Genomic DNA, 17206 nt, shown 5'->3' with positions numbered 1-17206 from the left:
ATGCGGCCAACCCGCACCAACCCCCGAACCCCACCACCGGACCTAACAAAGCCCTACTAGGCGAAGCGGTTCACGGCCGATGCAGCCGGACAACCGACTCGATCACGAGCTGTCCGCCCCCGCCCACCGGTCGTTGCTCTGCCCATGCTCCGAGTCCCCCGCCGGGGGCACCCTGCATGAGGTGCCCAAAGACCCCGTCACCAGCGAAAACGCTGAGTGCGGGGTCTTTGTGTTTGTGCAGCGCTATGCCGCCCGGAGCGGCCGTATGTCGGGGTCCGTGGACGAGCTTTGGACGGGATCTTGGGGCATCGGCGCAGGTGAAGCCGGGAAACGGACGAGCCCTCTGGACAGGGCCCCTCGGGCATGGGACGGCCAGGTACCACTGCAACCAGCGCGGCAGCCGATGAGTCTCATCTCGTAACGGGGTGTGGAGGCGCAGATGGATGAGCGCAAATCCGTGCTGAGCGGCAGCCGGGACAGGTACGGCTCTCCCTTCGGGTGGAGGGCGCCGGCGGCCGGCGTGGCCATCGTGGTGTGGATAGCATTCGGACCGTTTGGGCCCGTGTGGCTCTATGTTCTCGGCTGGGCGGTGGCACTGACTGCAGCGGACGGTATCTCCAGGCTGGTCCGCCGCCAGGGCTGGGCCGTTCCTTCGCCAGGCCACCTCGTGGCTGGGCTGCTGCGGCTCGGCCCGGAATCGTGGCTGGTCGCTCCTGGCTGGGCCAAAGTCCGATTGGTTGCCGGGGGCTTTCTGATATTCGCCACCTTCGCCGGATTCATGGGGTGGGAAGCTGGTCAGGAATACCAGGTGCTGGCGAACCTCCGGGACCATGGCCGCAGGACCGACGCAACCGTGGTCGGGATCACCAGCCGGTCGGAGGAAGGCTGGGCGACCTCCGTGACCGTGCACTTCGGCACACCGTCCGGCCCTGTGCGCGCGGATGTCGATATCGCGCCCAACTCGGCAGACGATGCAAAGCCGGGAGTAAACATACCCGTCGTATACAACCCGGCGCGCCCCACCGAGGTCCGTCATGTTACGTACCTCGACGGACATGAGGCCGACGGAATTCTGCAGGGCGGGATCGTGACAGGGCTGCTCGCAGCGGGCTTTCTGGTGGGGACCACCAGGGAGGTGCTCCGTACCAAGCGGCAATCGGATCCGGGCGAGATGCCGGGCGCCCATCACCCCAGGGCCTGAGCGGCCCGACGCAACTCGTGATCACGCCTCGACGCTCCAGCCCAGCCCTATTTAACCGACAGACCACCACGCAGTGATGAGGCCCGGGAACGACGAGACCCCTGGACAGAACGCCGGGGGCCTCGGACATGTGCAGGCTGCGACGGTCGTACTCGCGAAGCAGGTCCTCGATACGCCGGTTGGCGACGTCCTGCCGTCCATCGAGGCACCTCGCGCAGTGGGTCAGCAGGACCTCCACACTGTTGCCCGCGCTTGTGACGCGCGCTGGGGAGGATGTACGTTCCCCCGCATGATCAGAATTGCAGTGATCGTATTCATTGGAGCTCTCGCCATTTCCTTCGGCGTCACGGCGTTGACTGTGTCGCCTTGGTGGTGGCTGGTCGCCGTGTTGTGCGCGGGGATAGCCGGGGTCGGCACTTATGACTTGCTTCAAAAGCGCCATTCCGTCCTGCGTAACTACCCGGTGCTGGGACACATCCGCTTCACGCTGGAGTCGATCCGGCCGGAATTGCAGCAGTATTTTATTGAGCGCAATTTCGATGGCCGCCCGTTTGACCGGGATGTGCGCAGCCTTGTTTACCAGCGCGCCAAGGGGACTGAAGCGGAGATCGCGTTCGGCACGGAGCGGAACGTCTACGCCGAAGGCTACGAATACTTCGAATCGTCGATGAGGCCGCGCCCGGTGCCGGCGGAGCAACCCCGGGTCCGCATCGGCGGGCCGGACTGCACCAAGCCCTACGACATGGCCTTGCTCAACGTCTCGGCCATGAGCTTCGGTTCGCTGTCCGCCAACGCCGTCCTCGCCCTGAACCGGGGGGCCGCCCTCGGAGGCTTCGCTCACGACACCGGCGAGGGCGGCATGTCGGAGTACCACCTGCGCCACGGTGGTGACCTGGTGTGGGAGATCGGCACCGGATACTTCGGTTGCCGCACCGCGGACGGCGGTTTCGATCGCGCGCGGTTCGCCGCCAAGGCTGCTCACGACAACGTGAAATGCGTGTCACTGAAGCTGTCGCAGGGAGCCAAGCCCGGTATCGGAGGGGTGCTGCCCGGAGAGAAGGTCACCGCCGAGATAGCCCGGGTACGCGAGGTTCCCGAGGGACAGACTGTCATCTCGCCCCCCTACCACCAGGTCTTCGACACGCCCCGGGAACTGATCCGGTTCGTCGCCGAAATGCGCGAGCTGTCCGGTGGCAAGCCGGTCGGCTTCAAGCTGTGTGTGGGCTCCCGGCGGGAGTTCCTGGCGGTGTGCAAGGCCATGATCGAAGAGGGCACCACGCCGGACTTCATCATCGTCGACGGAGCAGAGGGCGGCACCGGAGCCGCCCCGCTGGAGTTCGCCGACCACCTGGGCAGTCCGCTCACCGAGGGACTGATCACCGTCCACAACGCCCTGATTGGCGCCGGACTGCGGGACCGGATCAAGATCGGCGCCAGCGGCAAGGTGGCCACCGGAGCCGACATCGTCAAGCGCATGCTGCAAGGCGCCGACTTCACCAATGCGGCACGCGCCATGATGTTCGCGATCGGATGCATCCAGGCGCAGAGCTGCCACACCAACACCTGCCCCGCCGGCGTCGCCACACAAGACCCGCGCCGCTCACGCGCATTGGATGTCGACGACAAGTCGGCCCGGGTCCACCGCTTCCAGTCCGCCACCGTGAACAGCGCACTACAGATCATCGCCTCGCTCGGCGTGAGTGAACCCGCCGAACTGCGCCCGAACATGCTGCATCGGCGCGTGGACCCGGTCACCGTCCGCTCCTACGCGGAGCTCTACGACTGGCTGACCCCTGGCCAGTTGCTGATCGAGCCGCCCGAGTCCTGGGCAGCGGACTGGAAGGCCGCTGATCCCGACCGTTTCACTGTCTGACAGGCCTGTAAACGGATTCGGGGGTGCGCTGTTGTGGCGGACGCTACGCACACCGTCTGAACCACGGCTGCCGGTCACCGTCACGAAATGCCGAACCGAAGTACATCGCCGCGAACAGCCCGACGAGACGCCGGCCGCGAGCACGTCGGTAGCCGCCCGCGTAGGACACGGCCGCCAGGAGATTGCGGGCCTGCTCCGGGTTGGCGACAACGCGCGGATCGACCTGGTTCGAGACCTTGGGCTTCTGCCAGCGAACCGCTGTGACCGGGTTCTCGCGCAGCTCCCCCAGGTCGACCGCGTAGTTCGCGGCGTTGACGAGGGTCCGCCGCTTCCGCCGCACGATCTCAGCGGCTGCCGCGGTGCCGTCGAGCTTCAGCTTGAGCCCGTCGAGTACGGCACGGGCTGTTGCAGGTTCAGCGAGATCCGCGAGCGGTCGGGAGGCCTTTGCCACCCAGTGCAGAACGTTCTGGACGTTGTCCGGGACTTCCCGACTGGCCTCGAGCGCACGGCAGGTATCCCGCACACCAAGGGCTTGAGGGCGTTGATGTCGTGGGTGTTTGCAGCGGAGACGGCCACCGCCAGTGGGATGCCCTGGGCCTCGGACAGCCCGTGCAGCTTGCTGCCCTTCTTGTCGCGATCGGTTGGATTCCGCCCGGTCAGCGAGCCCCCCTTTTCGCCCGCACTGAAGCGGCATCGACGATGGCCGACGTCCAGTCCAACTCGCCCCGGACGCCGAGTTCGTCCAGGACCGTGCGGTGCAGCCGCCGCCATAAGCCGGCCTTGGTCCATGCCGTGAACCGGCGATGCGCCGTGGCTGGGGAGACCCCGAACGTCTCCGGCAAGTGCCGCCAGGCGCACCCACTGGTGAGGACGTAGACCACGGCCGTGAATACGGCCCGCTCATCACGCGGTGCTGTTCCGCCTCCCTGCGGACGCGGAGGGACCGGAGGCAGTAACGGAGCGACCAGCCCCCACAGGCCGTCAGGAACAAGCCGCTGCGACAGATCGACACCCACGGCCAGGCATCACGCCGCACCGGCACTGCCACATGAGACAAGTCCTTAGATCAAGCCTGGCTCTCTTCGACGGGAGCGACTCACAGCGGTCCCGGCAGACGGGCACGGTGCCGCGCGATGACGACCGGGACTTGACTTTCGACCTGGACTTCTCCGAGGGCAGAGCCCTCGACAGTCGTGCTGGCCGGTGGCTGCGCGTACAGGGATGTTACTTGCATCACGCCGGCTTGAACTTGACATTGATGTCAAGGATTAGCTTGGCGACGCCCTCGGCTGAGCACCGGACGAGGGCAGTGAGAAAGGAATTTGCGATGAGCACAGCCTTGGGGTACCGGACCTTTGGTGCCGCCGACGTCCACGAGTTCTTCGACCGGCCCGTTCCGTCGCCCGGTCCTCTCGAAGTCCTCGTCCGCGTCGCGGCCGCGGGGGTCAACCCGATGGATCACAAGCTCCGGTCCGGATATGTCCTGGAGTTGAACGGGCACGTGCCCTTTCCCCAGGTCCTGGGAATGGAGGCGGCCGGGACCATTCTCGCGGTGGGTGAGGAGGTAACCGGCCTGGCCGTCGGCGACCGAGTGACCGGATTCGCCCTGACCGGTGCCGGCACGTACGCGCAGACAACTCTGCTGCTCGCCGAATCCACGGCCCGTATACCGGATGCGCTGCCGGAAACGTGGGCAGCAACCATCCCCATCGCCGGCACCACCGCGCTCGACGTCCTGGACCAGCTCGCGTTGCCCGCTGGGGCGTCACTGCTTGTGAACGGTATCGGCGGGGGCGTGGGAATCGCCCTCGCCCAGATCGCGCGGGACCGCGGCCTGGTCGTGGTCGGCACCGGCAGTGCGGCCAAGCGGGACCGCGCGACGGCGACCGGAGCGGCCTTCGTCGAGTACACCGCAGGCGATGTCGTGGCCCGGCTCCGGGCGCAGGCCCCGGACGGCTTCGACGCCGTGGTCGACACGGTCGGCGGAGACTCCCTGCGGAGCATCGCCCCACTGGCGACGAAGCCGGACGCGCTCGTCTCCGTCGGGGACCCGTCGGTCACCGAGCTCGGCGGCGCGACGGTCCACCGCCGTCTCGACCGGAGCAGCCTCGAGCGCGTCGCCGAGCTGATGGTCGCCGGACGACTCGATCCCAACATCACGGCGACCTATCCGCTGGCGCGGGCAGAGGAGGCACTGGCGCTCGTCGAGTCGGGCCACGCGTCGGGCAAGCTCGTCATCGACATGCGGCCCTGATCTCACGCGTCGCGGTGACGACCGCCCCCGGCAGGAAGGGGACCGCACCGGCCCGCGCCGGGCCGGTGCCGGGTGTTGGCCTCGATCAAGGCATTGAGGGAGTCCCGGGTCTCGACGAGTCGGCTGATGTCGGCGGTCAGACGGTCCCGTTCCCTGACCATCGTTCCGAACGCTTCCTCGTGGATGTCGGCGTCGTCGCTGTCCACACAGGGCAGCAACTGGGCGATCACCTTGCTCCCCAGTCCCGCGTCGAACAGCCGCCGGATGAGGTGGACCCGCGCAACCTCCGTCGCGGCGTAGTACCGCTGCCCGCCGCCGGACCGTGCGCTGCGGATCAGACCCTGCTGCTCGTAGTACCGCAGTGATCGGGCGCTGGCCCCCGTCAGCCGGGCCAGTTCTCCGATCCGCATGGTCGCAGGGGGAGGCGTCAAGGTCACGAGGCGCCCCTCCCGCACATCAGCCAGTACCGCATGGCGACAGCTTAGCCAGCGCGTGGCCTGCGGTACCTCCAGAACAGGACCGGCTGTACGACGCTCCCGGCTCCGGACGCCGCACCCGCCATCGGCCCCCGGTCGAACACCGAAACCACCCTCATCGTCGCCGGCCGGGTGTTCGTGCCCACCGTCGACGTCCACACGTTCGTCGCGGAGGCGAAGGCGACCTACCCGGTCGCGGCCGCCAACCCGGGCAACATCCTCATCTCCTTCTGCCTGGACGACGCGACGACGGGCGCCGTCGCCGTCCTTGAGCAGTGGGCTTCCCAGGACGCGCTGGACCGGCACCTGAGCACCCCGGAGGTTACGGCGCTCTTCACCAAATGGGCTCCGGTGATGCGCAACGAGGTGCGGAAGTACGACGCGGTCAACGAGCGGTCCCCACGGGCCTGACCGACGGACACACCACGACAAACAGAACAGCAACCAGCATCGGAGAAGCATGCGGATCAGCACCTTTCTCACCCCGGCCATGAGCGTCTCCGCGACGGTGGATGCCGTGGCCGCGGCGTCCGACGCGGATGGGGCTCCTCGTCGGGCGCCGTCCAGTCGAAGCCGCCGTCCGGCCCGACGATGTAGCCGTCGAGTGAGACGCTCCTACTTCATCGAGCAGCGAGGCCGGTCGTCCGACGCGCGGCAGCACGGCCTGTGGCGTGCAACCCCGGTGTGCAAGGTTCTGTACGCGCCTTGGCCAGCCCCTATACCGCACCCTGCCTCGTCCTGTCCGCAGCGACACGCTGTCAGACGAGGGTGAATGAATGTCAAGGATCGCCCTAAAGGGCTAATAGTAAGTCAATCTGCTTATATTCACGATGATTTGATGCATCACCAATCGTGAGGGAAGCGGCCTGCGGGTGCCGCGAATACCCCGATCGGCGGCCTAACAGCAGCTCTCCGATATTCCCGACATGACAGGTATGGGGGACATTAGTACGTTCAATCATGCCGGCCGCTGAGCCGGTGTCTCAGAGACAGGAGCAGCAACATGAAATCCCCCCGTCCCAGGACTGTCACCGCCGGTCTTGCGGCTGCCGCGGCCCTGGTTGCGACCGGCATCACGTACGCCTCGGCCGCCTCCGAGCCGGTGGCCAAGGTCGCCCCGGCAGCGGCCCCGGCAGCGGCCCCGGCCGGCGTCGGCGCACCCTTCGGCAACAACGGAGGCAACGGCTACGGCGGCAACGGCAACGGCAACGGCAACGGCAACGGCAACGGCAACGGCAACGGCAACGGAGGCTACGGCGGCAACGGAGGCAACGGAGGCCGAGACAACGGCGGCCGAGACAACGACAACGGAGGCCGAGACAACGGCGGCCGAGACAACGACAACGGAGGCCGAGACAACGGCGGCCGAGACAACGGCAACAGGAACGACGACGACAGGGACTTCGAGGGTCGGATCCACGTCAATGAGCGGTCGTACTCGTCCCGCGCGGGCGACTGCATCACCGTGGTCAGCGGCCTGGGTGCCAGGTCCCTGAACGTCCGCAATGACAGCCGCCGGACGGTCGAGGTCTTCCGCGGGGCGGTGTGCGACAACGGCGCTCCCGTCGCCGTGGTCGGCCCCCACAGCCAGAGCGACGGCGTGAACGTCCGCCACACCGAAGGCATCCACGTCAGAGACGGAGTGGTCGGCAGTTTCCGGGTGATCAAGCACCGCAACGACTGGTAGTCCCGAGCCAGTTGCACGATGAGAAACCCCGGCCCGCCGTAATCGGGCCGGGGTTCCATTGTCCGACATCCGGCGCGCCCCACCCGTGCGGCGCGCGAGACGGTCAGGGACGCCGCGGGCAGGTTGAGCCACCGCCACCCGTCTGGCCCCGTCGGACTGTGCACGGGGTGCGACCGGCGTGAGGCTGGAGGCCGAACCCATGGGCAGCCGGACCGCGAACCCGGTGCGGCCGCGCTCAACCGTCGAGCAGAGACCGGCTCTCGCGCCAGGCTTCACTGCTGCCGGCGCCTGCTCTGCCGGTCGCCCCGTCCCGGCGGACGTCGACCGAAGTCCGGCGTCTGCTGTCGAATGGCCGCCGTCACGGGGAGTGTCTGACAGGAACCCGGCAGATCCCTGGCGCAGCTCCGCGCTCGAGCCGAATGAGGAGGATGTGATGGGACAACTCGATGGGAAGACCGCGGTGGTGACCGGTGGCTCGATGGGGATCGGTCTTGCCAGCGCCCGTCGATTTGTGGAGGAGGGAGCCCACGTCTACCTCACTGGCCGACGGCAGAAGGAACTCGACGCCGCCGTCGCGTCCGTCGGAAGCGGGGCGACCGGTGTCCGTGGCGATGTCGCCAGCCCGGCTGACCTGGACCATCTCTGCGAGCGGATCGCTGCGGACGGCCGCCGGGTGGACGTGCTGTACGCGAACGCCGGGGTCGGGGAGATAGCTCCGCTCGCGCAGATCACGGAGGAACACCTCGACCTCGTCCTCGGCGTGAACGTGAAGGGCACCGTCTTCACCGTGCAGAAGACCCTGCCGCTGCTGAACGACCACGCATCCGTGATCCTCGCGGCCTCGATCTGGACGGTCGAGGGACCTGAGGGCTTCAGCGTCTATTCGGCCACGAAGGCGGCGATACGGTCCTTCGCCCGCACCTGGGCCAACGAGCTCAAGGACCGGGGCATCCGGGTCAATGCCATCAGCCCGGGCACGATCGGCACGCCCCTACTCGATCGAGCCATCGGCTCGGACACAGAGCAGGGCAGAAAGATGAAGGAGTTCCTGGTCTCCCGGATCCCGCTCGGCCGCATCGGCACCCCGGACGACGTCGCGGACGCGGTCCTGTTCCTGGCGTCCGACCAGAGCCGCTTCGTCACGGGCACGGAACTCTTCGTCGATGGCGGCACCGTGCAGGTGTAACGGCCGCCGCGCGGCCCCGTCTGCTGCGCCATCGGCTGGGCGCTGTTGTGCGCTGCTGTTGGCGTGGCGGCCGGCGCACGCCAACGGTCACTCGCTCCCGGCGGGTGCACTCCGCCCATACGTGCTGGTCGAACTCGGGATGCGGGCGAGTCAGGGGGAGACAGGGCGAACGCGGAAGTGGTGCCCCTCCGCTGCGGTGCACCACTTTTGACCTGCACTGTCTATGACAGTGGTGGCCTCACCTGTCCGCTGAGCACCGAGACGCCGCTCGACCTCCGCGAGCGCGGCGGCCGGGAGCCCGCCGCGAGCTGCATCGGCTGCTTCGTCTCCCCCTGCGGTGGAGTACGTCAGGCCTTGCGGGCCTTGACCTCGGCAGTGAGCTGGGGCAGCACCTCGAACAGGTCACCGACCAAGCCGTAGTCGACCAGGTCGAAGATCGGCGCCTCCGGATCCTTGTTGACCGCCACGATGGTTTTAGAGGTCTGCATGCCCGCGCGGTGCTGGATCGCGCCGGAGATGCCGGCGGCCAGGTACAGCTGCGGAGACACCTGCCCGATCTCCAGGGTCGGCGCGCGTTTCTCTCGTGCCCAGTCGACGTGTGACGATGACGGGGACGTGAGGCCGGTGCACTGAGTAGCGGGTACCGCCGCCGGACCGGCTCCGCCGATCACCTCGACGTCCGTGCAGCCGTCCAGCCGGCACAGGTTGGCGATGGCGTGCTCGAAATCGGTGGGGCCGAGGGTGCGGTGACAGACGATCTCCCGTGACTGCAGGCCAGGAGTAGCGGGATACGGAGCGCCGGGACGTTTCTTCGCATTCGTCCGTCTCGCGGAGTCATAGGAGATCGGCGGCCCGGAACCCCCGCAGGGAGAGCAGTCCCCCCTGCTACGAGCGGATCTTCCTCGTGTCCGTCGGTCTTCATGCTCACAGCATGGGGCCATGTTCTCCATGGCGGCGCCGGGCCGGGCCGGTTGGGCGGTCCGGCCCCGTCCCGGTGGCCGTCGTGGGGCTTCGGCTCGGCTGGCGTGGCATGTGTGGGTCAGTGCCCCCTATGGCGTGTTCTCCCGCGGTTCCGCCTGGGTCCCCGCGGCCGGCCGCGCGTCGTGGCTCGCCTGGGGGTATGGGTGGTGCGGTGCGTGGTGGGGCATCAGGAGGGCTGCCGCCTGGTGTTGTGTGTGTTCCGCCGCCGTGCGCGCTTCCATCACGACATCCCCGAGTTCACGCACCAAGCCTTCATATATGGGTAGGTGATTGCCGTCGGTGGGCCTGCTTGTCACAGCGCCGGTCCTTCCGCCTTCGTGCCGTGTCATGGCGCATTCCGGGAACGCCGATTGCCGTCAGGCCCGGTTGAGTCGGACAGCGATTCCGTGGCCGATCAGCAAATACACGACAGCCGGGAGGCCATAATTGAGGAAGACCCGTAGACCTTCTGTATCCATGGTGAAAATGTCCTGTGCCCAACCGCCCAGCCAGTCCGCGGTCCCGTGGATGAACCGAACGAAATCGTTCCCCTGGTTCGCGTCGAGCAGGAACAGCAGGATCCACAGGCCCAGCAGTGCGGCCGCGACATCGGCGATCGTGCTGATCACCAGGGCTGTCCGCCGTGTTGCGGACCGGTTGCGTGCCGGTCGTTCCGGCGGCGGGGGCTGGTCGTACGTCGGGTATCCGGAAACGGGGTCGATGTGGCTCACGAGAAATCCGATCTGACGCATTGTTGCTGTCGACGGGTTGCCCGGGCGATGGGACCAAGCCTCGGAGACCAACCCACTTCTTCCCACATCTGCGTTTGCAGGCGCTATCCCGTTACACGCCTTTACGGACAGCCCAAATGTCGCGGCCTGTTCGCGTAGTTACCCACTTTTTCTCACACCTGGATGCATGTGCGGACGACATGGAAGTAACGGCATATAGGTGCAATGTTCGGGGTGTGCCTGCCGTGGTGACCTCCGCACCACGGCAGGCACACCCCGAGTACTGCGAGGTGGACCGTTTCCTCCCTGCTACCGCGGCCACTGCAACTGGGCTTGCAGCTGCTGCTGAGCGGTTTTCATCGCAGGAGGGGTCCCAGCGTTGCTGTGTCGTGCGGTGTCACGACGCGCAGTAGACGATGGGAGTGACGTTGTAGCTCTGCGTTGTGGAGGTGTTGAAAAACTCGACGGACCAGCTCTCGACGGGGGGGCTCATGCTGTGGAAGTTGTTGCCGACAGTGACCTCGCTTCCTGCGAACCAGCCGCCGGTGATCGCCTTCTGGTCCGCGTTCTCGCAGAGGGCGACCAGAGTTGTTCCCGTGCCTGGCAGCAGTGTCTGTGTCGGCCCGACGACCTGGGCGATGTTCTGGGTACCCGAGGGACCTGTAGGTCCAGTGTCGCCCTGAGGACCAGTGGCCCCGGAAAGGCCCTGAGGCCCCGTCGCCCCGGTCCCGCCCTGCGGACCAGTGGCCCCCGTTCCCTGAGGCCCCGTCGGCCCGATATCACCCTGCGGACCAGTGGCTCCGGAAAGGCCCTGTGGCCCCGTGGGACCAGTCCCACCCTGCGGACCCGTCACCCCGATGTCGCCCTGCGGACCAGTGGCCCCGGAAAGGCCCTGAGAACCCGTCGCCCCGGTGTTGCCCTGCGGACCAGTGGCCCCGGAAAGGCCCTGAGGCCCCGTCGGTCCCGTCCCGCCCTGCGGACCAGTGGCCCCCGTTCCCTGAGGGCCCGCCGGCCCGGTTCCACCCTGCGGACCCGTCGGCCCGCTCTGCCCTTGAGCGCCCGCGGGGCCCGTCCCGCCCGTCGACCCTGTCGGCCCCGTCGGCCCTGTGGGACCCGATTCGCCGCATGACGGTGGGAGGCTCGAGACCCGGACGTAGCGGGCGGCGACCCAGCCGGAACGGTCCGCGAGCTTGTACCACGTGGGGTTCCCGTCGACGCTCTGCCCGAAGGTCCTGCAGGAGAGGCTGATCCGGGCACCGTCGGCGTAGCTGCCCAGACTGGCGGAGTCGGTCGTCGGCAGGGCGCGGATGGTCAAGCCGGTGCCGGCCGTGACGATCCCTCCAACCGCTGCCCGGAACGTGTTCCCTCGTGTGTTTGCGGCCGAAGCCATTGATGGTGAACTGGGCGTTGCCCACTGAACCGCGGTTGCGTGTCCGGAGAGCTCGCATGCCAGCCCGAGGCTTACCGCTGCCAGAATCAGCGGCGAAACCGCGCTGCGTCGCATCTACAACCACCGCACCTTTCCCTCGTGTGTATGCGATCGAGGTGATCGACAAGAGGTAAACGCACAGTTCGCCCGCGATGGTGTTATGACACGAGCAAATGTTGATACTTACCCATACAGGATGTTTCGTCGGCAGGCGCGCACGTCAGATGGTGGGGCCGGAAATGCGGGTGTAGGTCAGGCCGTTGCTGCTGCCGGCGGTCGTGGTCACGGTCACGGTGACGGATCCGGCGGTACCGGCGGGGGCGAGGGCGGTGATCTGGGTGGGGGACAGCACCGTGAAAGCGGCGGGGGCGGCGCCGAACTGGACGCCGGTGGTGGTGGCGAGGCCTGTCCCGGTCAGGGTGACGACGCTTCCGGCGTACGTCGGGCCCAGCGCCGGGGTCAGGGCGGTGAGGGTGGGTGGAGCCACGTAGAGGTAGCTGCCCGGGTTGCTGGTGCCGCCGGGGGTGGTGACCGTGACGGCGGCAGCGCCCGCCGGGTGGGCAGGGGTGACGGCGGTGATCTGCGTCGCGGAATTGACCGTGAACGAACCCGACGCCGTCGCGTCGAACCGAACCGCCGTGGCGTTGAGGAATCCACTGCCCCTGACCGTCACGGTGGTGCCACCGGCCGTCGTTCCGGACGAGGGGTCGATGTCGATCACCGTGGGTGGGGGCGCGTAGTAGAAGTAGGCGGCTGGGTTGTCCGGGTTGCTGGTGCCGCCGGGGGTGGTGACCGTGACGGCGGCAGCGCCGGCCGCGTGAGCAGGGCTGACGGCGGTGATCTGCGTCGCGGAATTGACCGTGAACGAACCCGACGCCGTCGTGTCGAACCGAACCGCCGTGGCCCCGGACAGGTTGGTGCCGGTCAGGACGACGGAGGTCCCGCCGGAGGACGGCCCCTGACTGGGCGTCACAGCAGTGACGACGGGCGCCGCGATGTAGGTGTAGGTGACCGGCTGGTTGCTCGTGCCATCGCCGTTGGTGACGGTGACGGTGACCGTGCCGGTGCCCGGGGGAGCCACCGCGACGATCTGTGTGCTTCCGCCGGCGCTGAACGAGGTGGCCGCAACGGCGCCGAAGCGGACGGCCGTCACACCGGTGAAGCCGGTACCGGTCAGGGTGACGGTGGTGCCGCCGGAGGACGGTCCCTGACTGGGGCTGATCGTGGACAGGACGGGGACGGCCATGGCTGAAACTCCTTCTCGCGCCACTGAGGTCGGCACCACGTACGGAGCGGCTCGCGTACGGGTGCCAGTGCGTGGGGGTGGGTCAGGGCTCAGGCCCGTCCGGGCTTCCAGGAGTGCCTGGGGGCCCGGACGGGGATGGAACGACGTGCCTACGACGGCTGCCGGGTCAGATACCGGGGCTGGCGACGTAGGTGAAGCCGCCGACCGCCGTGGCGGATCCGGCGGGGTTGGTGACCACGACGTCGACGGCGCCCGCGGTGCCGGACGGCGTGACCACCGACAGGGTGGTGGTGTTGATGACGGCGAACGGTGCGGCCGCACCGCCGAACGTGACCGAGGTGGTGCTGTCGAGGTTGGTGCCCGTGACGGTCAGTGCCGTTCCGCCGGAGGCCGGGCCCGAGCTCGGGGTGATGGTGGTGATCGTGGGGTCGGCGATGTAGGTGTAGGAGAGGCCGTTGTTGGTGCCTCCCGCGGTGGTCACGCTCACGGACACCGGTCCGGCGGCCGCACCTGCGGGCACCACGACGGTGATGGCGGTGTCGGAGATCACCGTCGGGGTGGCGGTGACGCCGCCGAAGGACACACTGGTCGCCGTGGACAGGCCGGTGCCGTTGATGGTGATGGTGTTGCCGCCGGCCAGCGGCCCGGAGCTGGCGCTCAGGGAGGACTTGAACGGGGCGCCGACGTAGAAGAACGGCACCGGGTTGCTGGTTCCGCCCGGCGTCGTCACCGTGACCCCGACCGAGCCGGTGCCCGACGGTGAGATCGCGGTGACCTGGGTCGGCGAGACGTTGGTGACGCTCGTGGCCGGGCGCGTACCGAACGTCACGGCGCTCGTGTTGGACAGGTTGGTGCCCGTGATGGTCACCAGCGTGCCTCCGCCGGTCGAACCCTGGTTGGGAGAAATGGGCATGGGGGACACTCCTTCTTCTGTGATGGCCGCGTGAGTCGTTCTTCGCTGGGACATGCGAGGAGCCGACGGAATGGTCGGGCTCTGCCGGCCGCTGCACAGCGCCGCGAGCCACCGCCGACGACGGACGTCGTCGGCCTTTGACCGACCGTGCGGGGAGAACACGCGCTCAGGAGTGCCGCCGGGCCCGGCGTGGACGAATGGCCACGCACGCCGGCATCTGGGCCCAGGCGCACAGCAGCCTGCGCCGATTCCCTGGGCATGGGAAAAACCGGCAAGCGCCGCCCGTTGCGATGTTCCCCCGGCTCGGGGATGGGCAGCCCGCCGGTTTCACACTCTCAGTGACGCATGCATCCGATCGGGTGACAAGAGGCGGTCGAACTGTGTCACCCGAATGGAGTAATACCGTCTTGTCGCATCCCCTTGCAGTGCCGAGGAGCCCAGGTCAGACCGCTGTCGCCGGACGAGCGCCGCGGAGGCCCTCGGCCCGCCGCCCGGCGCGGTGCCACACCGGAAGGCGGCACCGCCGGGAAGGTGCTACCGGGCCGGCGAGAAGGTCCGGCTGCACGCAAAGCCCTTGTCGTGACTCACCGAGAAATCCGGACTTCCGCGGGCCCAGGCTCCGTCGAGCAGACCCTGTACCCCAATCTGCGAATATCCGGGAGGCCGTTTTTCTGAACAGTGAACGGCGGACGGAAAACAGCCGTCTTTCGTCTTGAGGGCGGCGGCGGACGTCATGCCTCGCCGTTATTCCCTGCGGAAGTGACGGTGGCAAAGCCACCGGCCGGCAGGACGTTGAGCCCAGGTGAAACGATTGCTCTCACCTGTTCGGGTGATGCGCCGACGAACTGCTTGCCGGTGCCATGTCGAGATCGATTTGATGTGGATATCCAACCGGTGGGCCGCCCATCCTCTCCGGGGGATGTGGCAGCGACCCTTTATGCAGTCTTCCTTCGGGATGAATTGCATAGGTGCGAGATTGCCGCGATGGGCACCCCCGGCAGGGGAAATTGGATCCGATCAGCCGGTGCCTTCCAGGTACCGGCTGACACGGCCTTTGCCACTTCCGTCGGCGCATGGCGCAGGTGTGCGATTCCCGGCGGCCGGGGCCTGTCAAGCCGTGCGCTTGCGGGGTGTCGTCTTTTTCGCGGCCGTCCCTGAGGAGGACTTGGCGGTCGAGCCCGCCGTGGACTTCGCCGTGGTCTTCGTCGTCGCCCTCGCCGTCTTGGAAGCCGTCTTCTTCTGCGTGGACCGTGCGGACTTGGCGGTCGGCTTCTTCTGGGCCGCCGCCGTCTTCCGGGCCCTCGAGGCCGATTTCCTGCCCGCCGTTTCCTTGGGCGTGGCGCCGCGTTCCGAGAGTGGGGTGATCTCCGCCGTGGTGCCGGAGGGCGTCTCCTCGCCCCGGGACTCCTTCGCCGCCTTCACGCTCTTCTCCAGCGCTGCCATCAGGTCCAGGACCTTGCCCGTGGGGGCAACGGCGGGGGTCTCGGGGGGTGCCTCACCGGACGCCTTCGCGGCGATGACCTCCTCCAGAGCCTCCCGGTACTCGTCGTGCAGGTCCTCCAGGTCGACCTCGCCGAGGGTGTCCATCAGGGCGTCCGCCAGGTCGAGTTCCTTGTCACGGACGGTGACGTCCGCCTCCGGGGCGACGCCTTCGGGGGCGCGGACCTCGTCCGGCCAGAGCAGGCCGTGCATCGCGATCGCGTCGCCGACCACCCGCAGCATGCCGAGGCGTTCCCGGCCGCGCAGGGCGTACTTGGCGATGGCGACCTTGTTGCTGCGCTTCAGGGCCTCACGCAGGAGCGTGTACGGCTTCGCGGCCTGGGCGCCGCCGGCCGCGAGGTAGTACGCGGCGTCCATCTGGAGCGGGTCGATCCGGTCGGCCGGGACGAAGGCCACGATCTCGATCGTGCGGGCGGTCGGAATCGGGAGGTGGGCCAGGTCCTCGTCGGTGACCGGGATGATCGTGCCGTCCGCGCCCTCGTACCCTTTGCCGATCTCCGCGCCGCTGACCTCGCGGTCCTCCAGTTCGCAGACCTTGCGGTAGCGGATGCGGCCGCCGTCCTCGGTGTGGATCTGGCGGAAGGAGACGGCGTGGCTCTCGGTGGCGTTCACCAGCTTGATCGGGATGCTGACGAGGCCGAAGGAGACGGCACCGTTCCAGATGGATCTCACGTGCAGCACCCCTCAGGTCGATACGCGGATGTTTGGTGGTGCTTGGTCCGGTACATCTGCGATTGTCATCGTATGACGCCTATCACCGAGGTGGAGGGGCGACGGATCGCTCTCAGCAATCTGGACAAGGTGCTGTATCCGGCCGGCGGCTTCACGAAGGGTGAGTTGCTGCACTACTACGCGACCATGGCCGACGTGCTGCTGCCACATCTGCGGGACCGGCCCGTGTCTTTCCTGCGGTATCCCGACGGGCCGGACGGGCAGGTGTTCTTCACCAAGAACGTGCCGGCGGGTACGCCCGAGTGGGTCACGACCGCCGAGGTGCCGCGGTCGGAGGGGCCGGCGCGGATGGTGCTCGTGCAGGACCTCGCATCACTGATGTGGGCGGCAAATCTCGTCACAGAGTTCCATACGCCGCAGTGGCTGATCGGGGCGCCCGGGGAGGCGGACCGGCTCGTCTTCGACCTCGATCCCGGGGCACCGGCCACTGTGGTGGAGTGCTGTGAGGTCGCCTTGTGGCTGCGGGAGCGGTTGGCGGCGGACGGGGTCGAGGCGTATGCGAAGACCTCGGGGGCGAAGGGGTTGCATCTGCTGGCGGCCGTGCGGGCGCCTTCCGAGCGGGCGTCCGAGTATGCGAAGGGGCTGGCCGTGGAGGCGGAGCGGGAGTTGCCTCGGCTGGTGGTGCATCGGATGACGCGGAGTCTGCGGGCGGGGAAGGTGTTCGTGGACTGGAGTCAGAACGCTGCGCGGAAGACCACGGCGGCTCCGTACACGGTGCGGGTGGGGGGTGAGCCGACTGTTTCCGCGCCCGTTGCCTGGGAGGAGGTGCGGGGGTGTCGGGCGGTGGAGGAATTGGTGTTCCGGGCGGGGGATGTGGTCGCGCGGGTGCGGGAGTTCGGGGACCTCATGGCGCCGTTGCTCGACGAGGGGGCCGTGCTGGACTGACGCCGTGCGAACGGGGGCCGTGCGGTGTGCGTGCCATGGCTGGGGCTGGGTTCGCCCGCCCGCGCCGGCGGAGCGCCTCCCCCGCTCCCGGCTTCGCCGAGCGAGGGGGGACACCGCCATCGCCCACCCGCGC

The 17206-nt window shown here is 68.0% G+C and carries 13 protein-coding genes and 3 pseudogenes; 7 read left to right on the top strand and 9 right to left on the bottom strand.

Annotated elements, in window-relative coordinates; all coding sequences use genetic code 11:
- The first annotated feature begins 439 nt into the window (after window positions 1–439).
- Window positions 440–1201, top strand: a complete 762-nt coding sequence (locus tag IEZ19_RS42700; protein WP_189316793.1) for a DUF3592 domain-containing protein — start codon at window positions 440–442, stop codon at window positions 1199–1201.
- A 289-nt stretch (window positions 1202–1490) separates the two neighbouring features.
- Window positions 1491–3074, top strand: a complete 1584-nt coding sequence (locus IEZ19_RS42695; RefSeq protein ID WP_189316792.1) for an FMN-binding glutamate synthase family protein — start codon at window positions 1491–1493, stop codon at window positions 3072–3074.
- 94 nt (window positions 3075–3168) lie between these two features.
- On the opposite strand, the pseudogene IEZ19_RS42690 reads toward IEZ19_RS42695, so the two are convergent.
- Together IEZ19_RS42690 and IEZ19_RS53890 are read right to left on the bottom strand one after the other, a co-directional pair.
- Window positions 3169–3564, bottom strand: a pseudogene (locus IEZ19_RS42690) (tyrosine-type recombinase/integrase); the annotation flags it as partial.
- 166 nt (window positions 3565–3730) lie between these two features.
- Window positions 3731–4090, bottom strand: a complete 360-nt coding sequence (locus tag IEZ19_RS53890) for a transposase (protein WP_189316791.1) — start codon at window positions 4088–4090, stop codon at window positions 3731–3733.
- A 311-nt stretch (window positions 4091–4401) separates the two neighbouring features.
- Here IEZ19_RS53890 and IEZ19_RS42680 point away from each other — a divergent pair, with 311 nt between their 5' ends.
- Entirely contained in the window at window positions 4402–5328 is a 927-nt protein-coding gene (locus IEZ19_RS42680; RefSeq protein ID WP_189316790.1) for an NADP-dependent oxidoreductase, read from the top strand.
- Between the two features lie 2 nt (window positions 5329–5330).
- On the opposite strand, the gene IEZ19_RS42675 is transcribed toward IEZ19_RS42680, so the two are convergent.
- Complete coding sequence (locus tag IEZ19_RS42675; RefSeq protein WP_189316789.1) at window positions 5331–5738, bottom strand: MerR family transcriptional regulator; 408 nt, start codon at window positions 5736–5738, stop codon at window positions 5331–5333.
- A gap of 87 nt (window positions 5739–5825) precedes the next feature.
- Here IEZ19_RS42675 and IEZ19_RS42670 point away from each other — a divergent pair, with 87 nt between their 5' ends.
- Window positions 5826–6215 carry a putative quinol monooxygenase gene (locus IEZ19_RS42670; protein WP_373297142.1) on the top strand — a complete coding sequence of 130 codons (390 nt, stop codon included), beginning with the start codon at window positions 5826–5828 and terminating at the stop codon, window positions 6213–6215.
- Window positions 6216–6349: 134 nt separating this feature from the next.
- On the opposite strand, the pseudogene IEZ19_RS51755 reads toward IEZ19_RS42670, so the two are convergent.
- Window positions 6350–6424, bottom strand: a pseudogene (locus IEZ19_RS51755) (dihydrofolate reductase family protein); the annotation flags it as partial.
- A 383-nt stretch (window positions 6425–6807) separates the two neighbouring features.
- On the opposite strand from IEZ19_RS51755, the gene IEZ19_RS42665 reads away from it, so the two are divergent.
- A complete protein-coding gene (locus IEZ19_RS42665; RefSeq protein WP_189316787.1) occupies window positions 6808–7491 on the top strand; it encodes a hypothetical protein in 684 nt (227 codons plus the stop codon).
- A gap of 433 nt (window positions 7492–7924) precedes the next feature.
- On the top strand, window positions 7925–8677 hold the full coding sequence (locus tag IEZ19_RS42660; RefSeq protein WP_189316786.1) for an SDR family NAD(P)-dependent oxidoreductase: 753 nt from the start codon (window positions 7925–7927) through the stop codon (window positions 8675–8677).
- A gap of 347 nt (window positions 8678–9024) precedes the next feature.
- Here IEZ19_RS42660 and IEZ19_RS42655 read toward each other — a convergent pair.
- The 5 genes and pseudogenes from IEZ19_RS42655 to ku all read right to left on the bottom strand — a co-directional run.
- Window positions 9025–9225, bottom strand: a pseudogene (locus IEZ19_RS42655) (electron transfer flavoprotein subunit alpha/FixB family protein); the annotation flags it as partial.
- A 789-nt stretch (window positions 9226–10014) separates the two neighbouring features.
- The gene (locus tag IEZ19_RS42650) at window positions 10015–10368 is read right to left on the bottom strand and encodes a hypothetical protein (protein ID WP_189316785.1); all 354 of its coding nucleotides are present in this window, start codon (window positions 10366–10368) and stop codon (window positions 10015–10017) included.
- A 1649-nt stretch (window positions 10369–12017) separates the two neighbouring features.
- Window positions 12018–13043 carry an IPT/TIG domain-containing protein gene (locus tag IEZ19_RS42640; protein WP_189316784.1) on the bottom strand — a complete coding sequence of 342 codons (1026 nt, stop codon included), beginning with the start codon at window positions 13041–13043 and terminating at the stop codon, window positions 12018–12020.
- Window positions 13044–13209: 166 nt separating this feature from the next.
- Complete coding sequence (locus tag IEZ19_RS42635; protein ID WP_189316783.1) at window positions 13210–13956, bottom strand: IPT/TIG domain-containing protein; 747 nt, start codon at window positions 13954–13956, stop codon at window positions 13210–13212.
- Window positions 13957–15066: 1110 nt separating this feature from the next.
- Complete coding sequence (ku, locus tag IEZ19_RS42630; protein ID WP_444545205.1) at window positions 15067–16128, bottom strand: non-homologous end joining protein Ku; 1062 nt, start codon at window positions 16126–16128, stop codon at window positions 15067–15069.
- 72 nt (window positions 16129–16200) lie between these two features.
- Between ku and ligD the strand changes: the two genes are divergently transcribed.
- Window positions 16201–17073 (top strand): non-homologous end-joining DNA ligase, encoded by an 873-nt coding sequence (gene ligD, locus IEZ19_RS42625; protein WP_189316781.1) that lies wholly within the window; start codon window positions 16201–16203, stop codon window positions 17071–17073.
- Window positions 17074–17206: the final 133 nt, after the last annotated feature.

The organism is Streptomyces brasiliensis (assembly GCF_014647875.1).
Lineage (GTDB): Bacteria > Actinomycetota > Actinomycetes > Streptomycetales > Streptomycetaceae > Streptomyces > Streptomyces brasiliensis.
This window is presented reverse-complemented; position numbering and strand designations above follow the sequence as displayed.

Excerpts from the sequence above, each read along its gene's own strand:
- IEZ19_RS42675 (WP_189316789.1), bottom strand. The coding sequence starts at position 5,738 with ATGCGGATCGGAGAACTGGCCCGGCTGACGGGGGCCAGCGCCCGATCA.
- IEZ19_RS42695 (WP_189316792.1), top strand. The coding sequence starts at position 1,491 with ATGATCAGAATTGCAGTGATCGTATTCATTGGAGCTCTCGCCATTTCC.
- IEZ19_RS42680 (WP_189316790.1), top strand. The coding sequence starts at position 4,402 with ATGAGCACAGCCTTGGGGTACCGGACCTTTGGTGCCGCCGACGTCCAC.
- IEZ19_RS42640 (WP_189316784.1), bottom strand. The coding sequence starts at position 13,043 with ATGGCCGTCCCCGTCCTGTCCACGATCAGCCCCAGTCAGGGACCGTCC.
- IEZ19_RS42700 (WP_189316793.1), top strand. The coding sequence starts at position 440 with ATGGATGAGCGCAAATCCGTGCTGAGCGGCAGCCGGGACAGGTACGGC.
- IEZ19_RS42660 (WP_189316786.1), top strand. The coding sequence starts at position 7,925 with ATGGGACAACTCGATGGGAAGACCGCGGTGGTGACCGGTGGCTCGATG.
- IEZ19_RS42635 (WP_189316783.1), bottom strand. The coding sequence starts at position 13,956 with ATGCCCATTTCTCCCAACCAGGGTTCGACCGGCGGAGGCACGCTGGTG.
- IEZ19_RS42665 (WP_189316787.1), top strand. The coding sequence starts at position 6,808 with ATGAAATCCCCCCGTCCCAGGACTGTCACCGCCGGTCTTGCGGCTGCC.
- ligD (WP_189316781.1), top strand. The coding sequence starts at position 16,201 with ATGACGCCTATCACCGAGGTGGAGGGGCGACGGATCGCTCTCAGCAAT.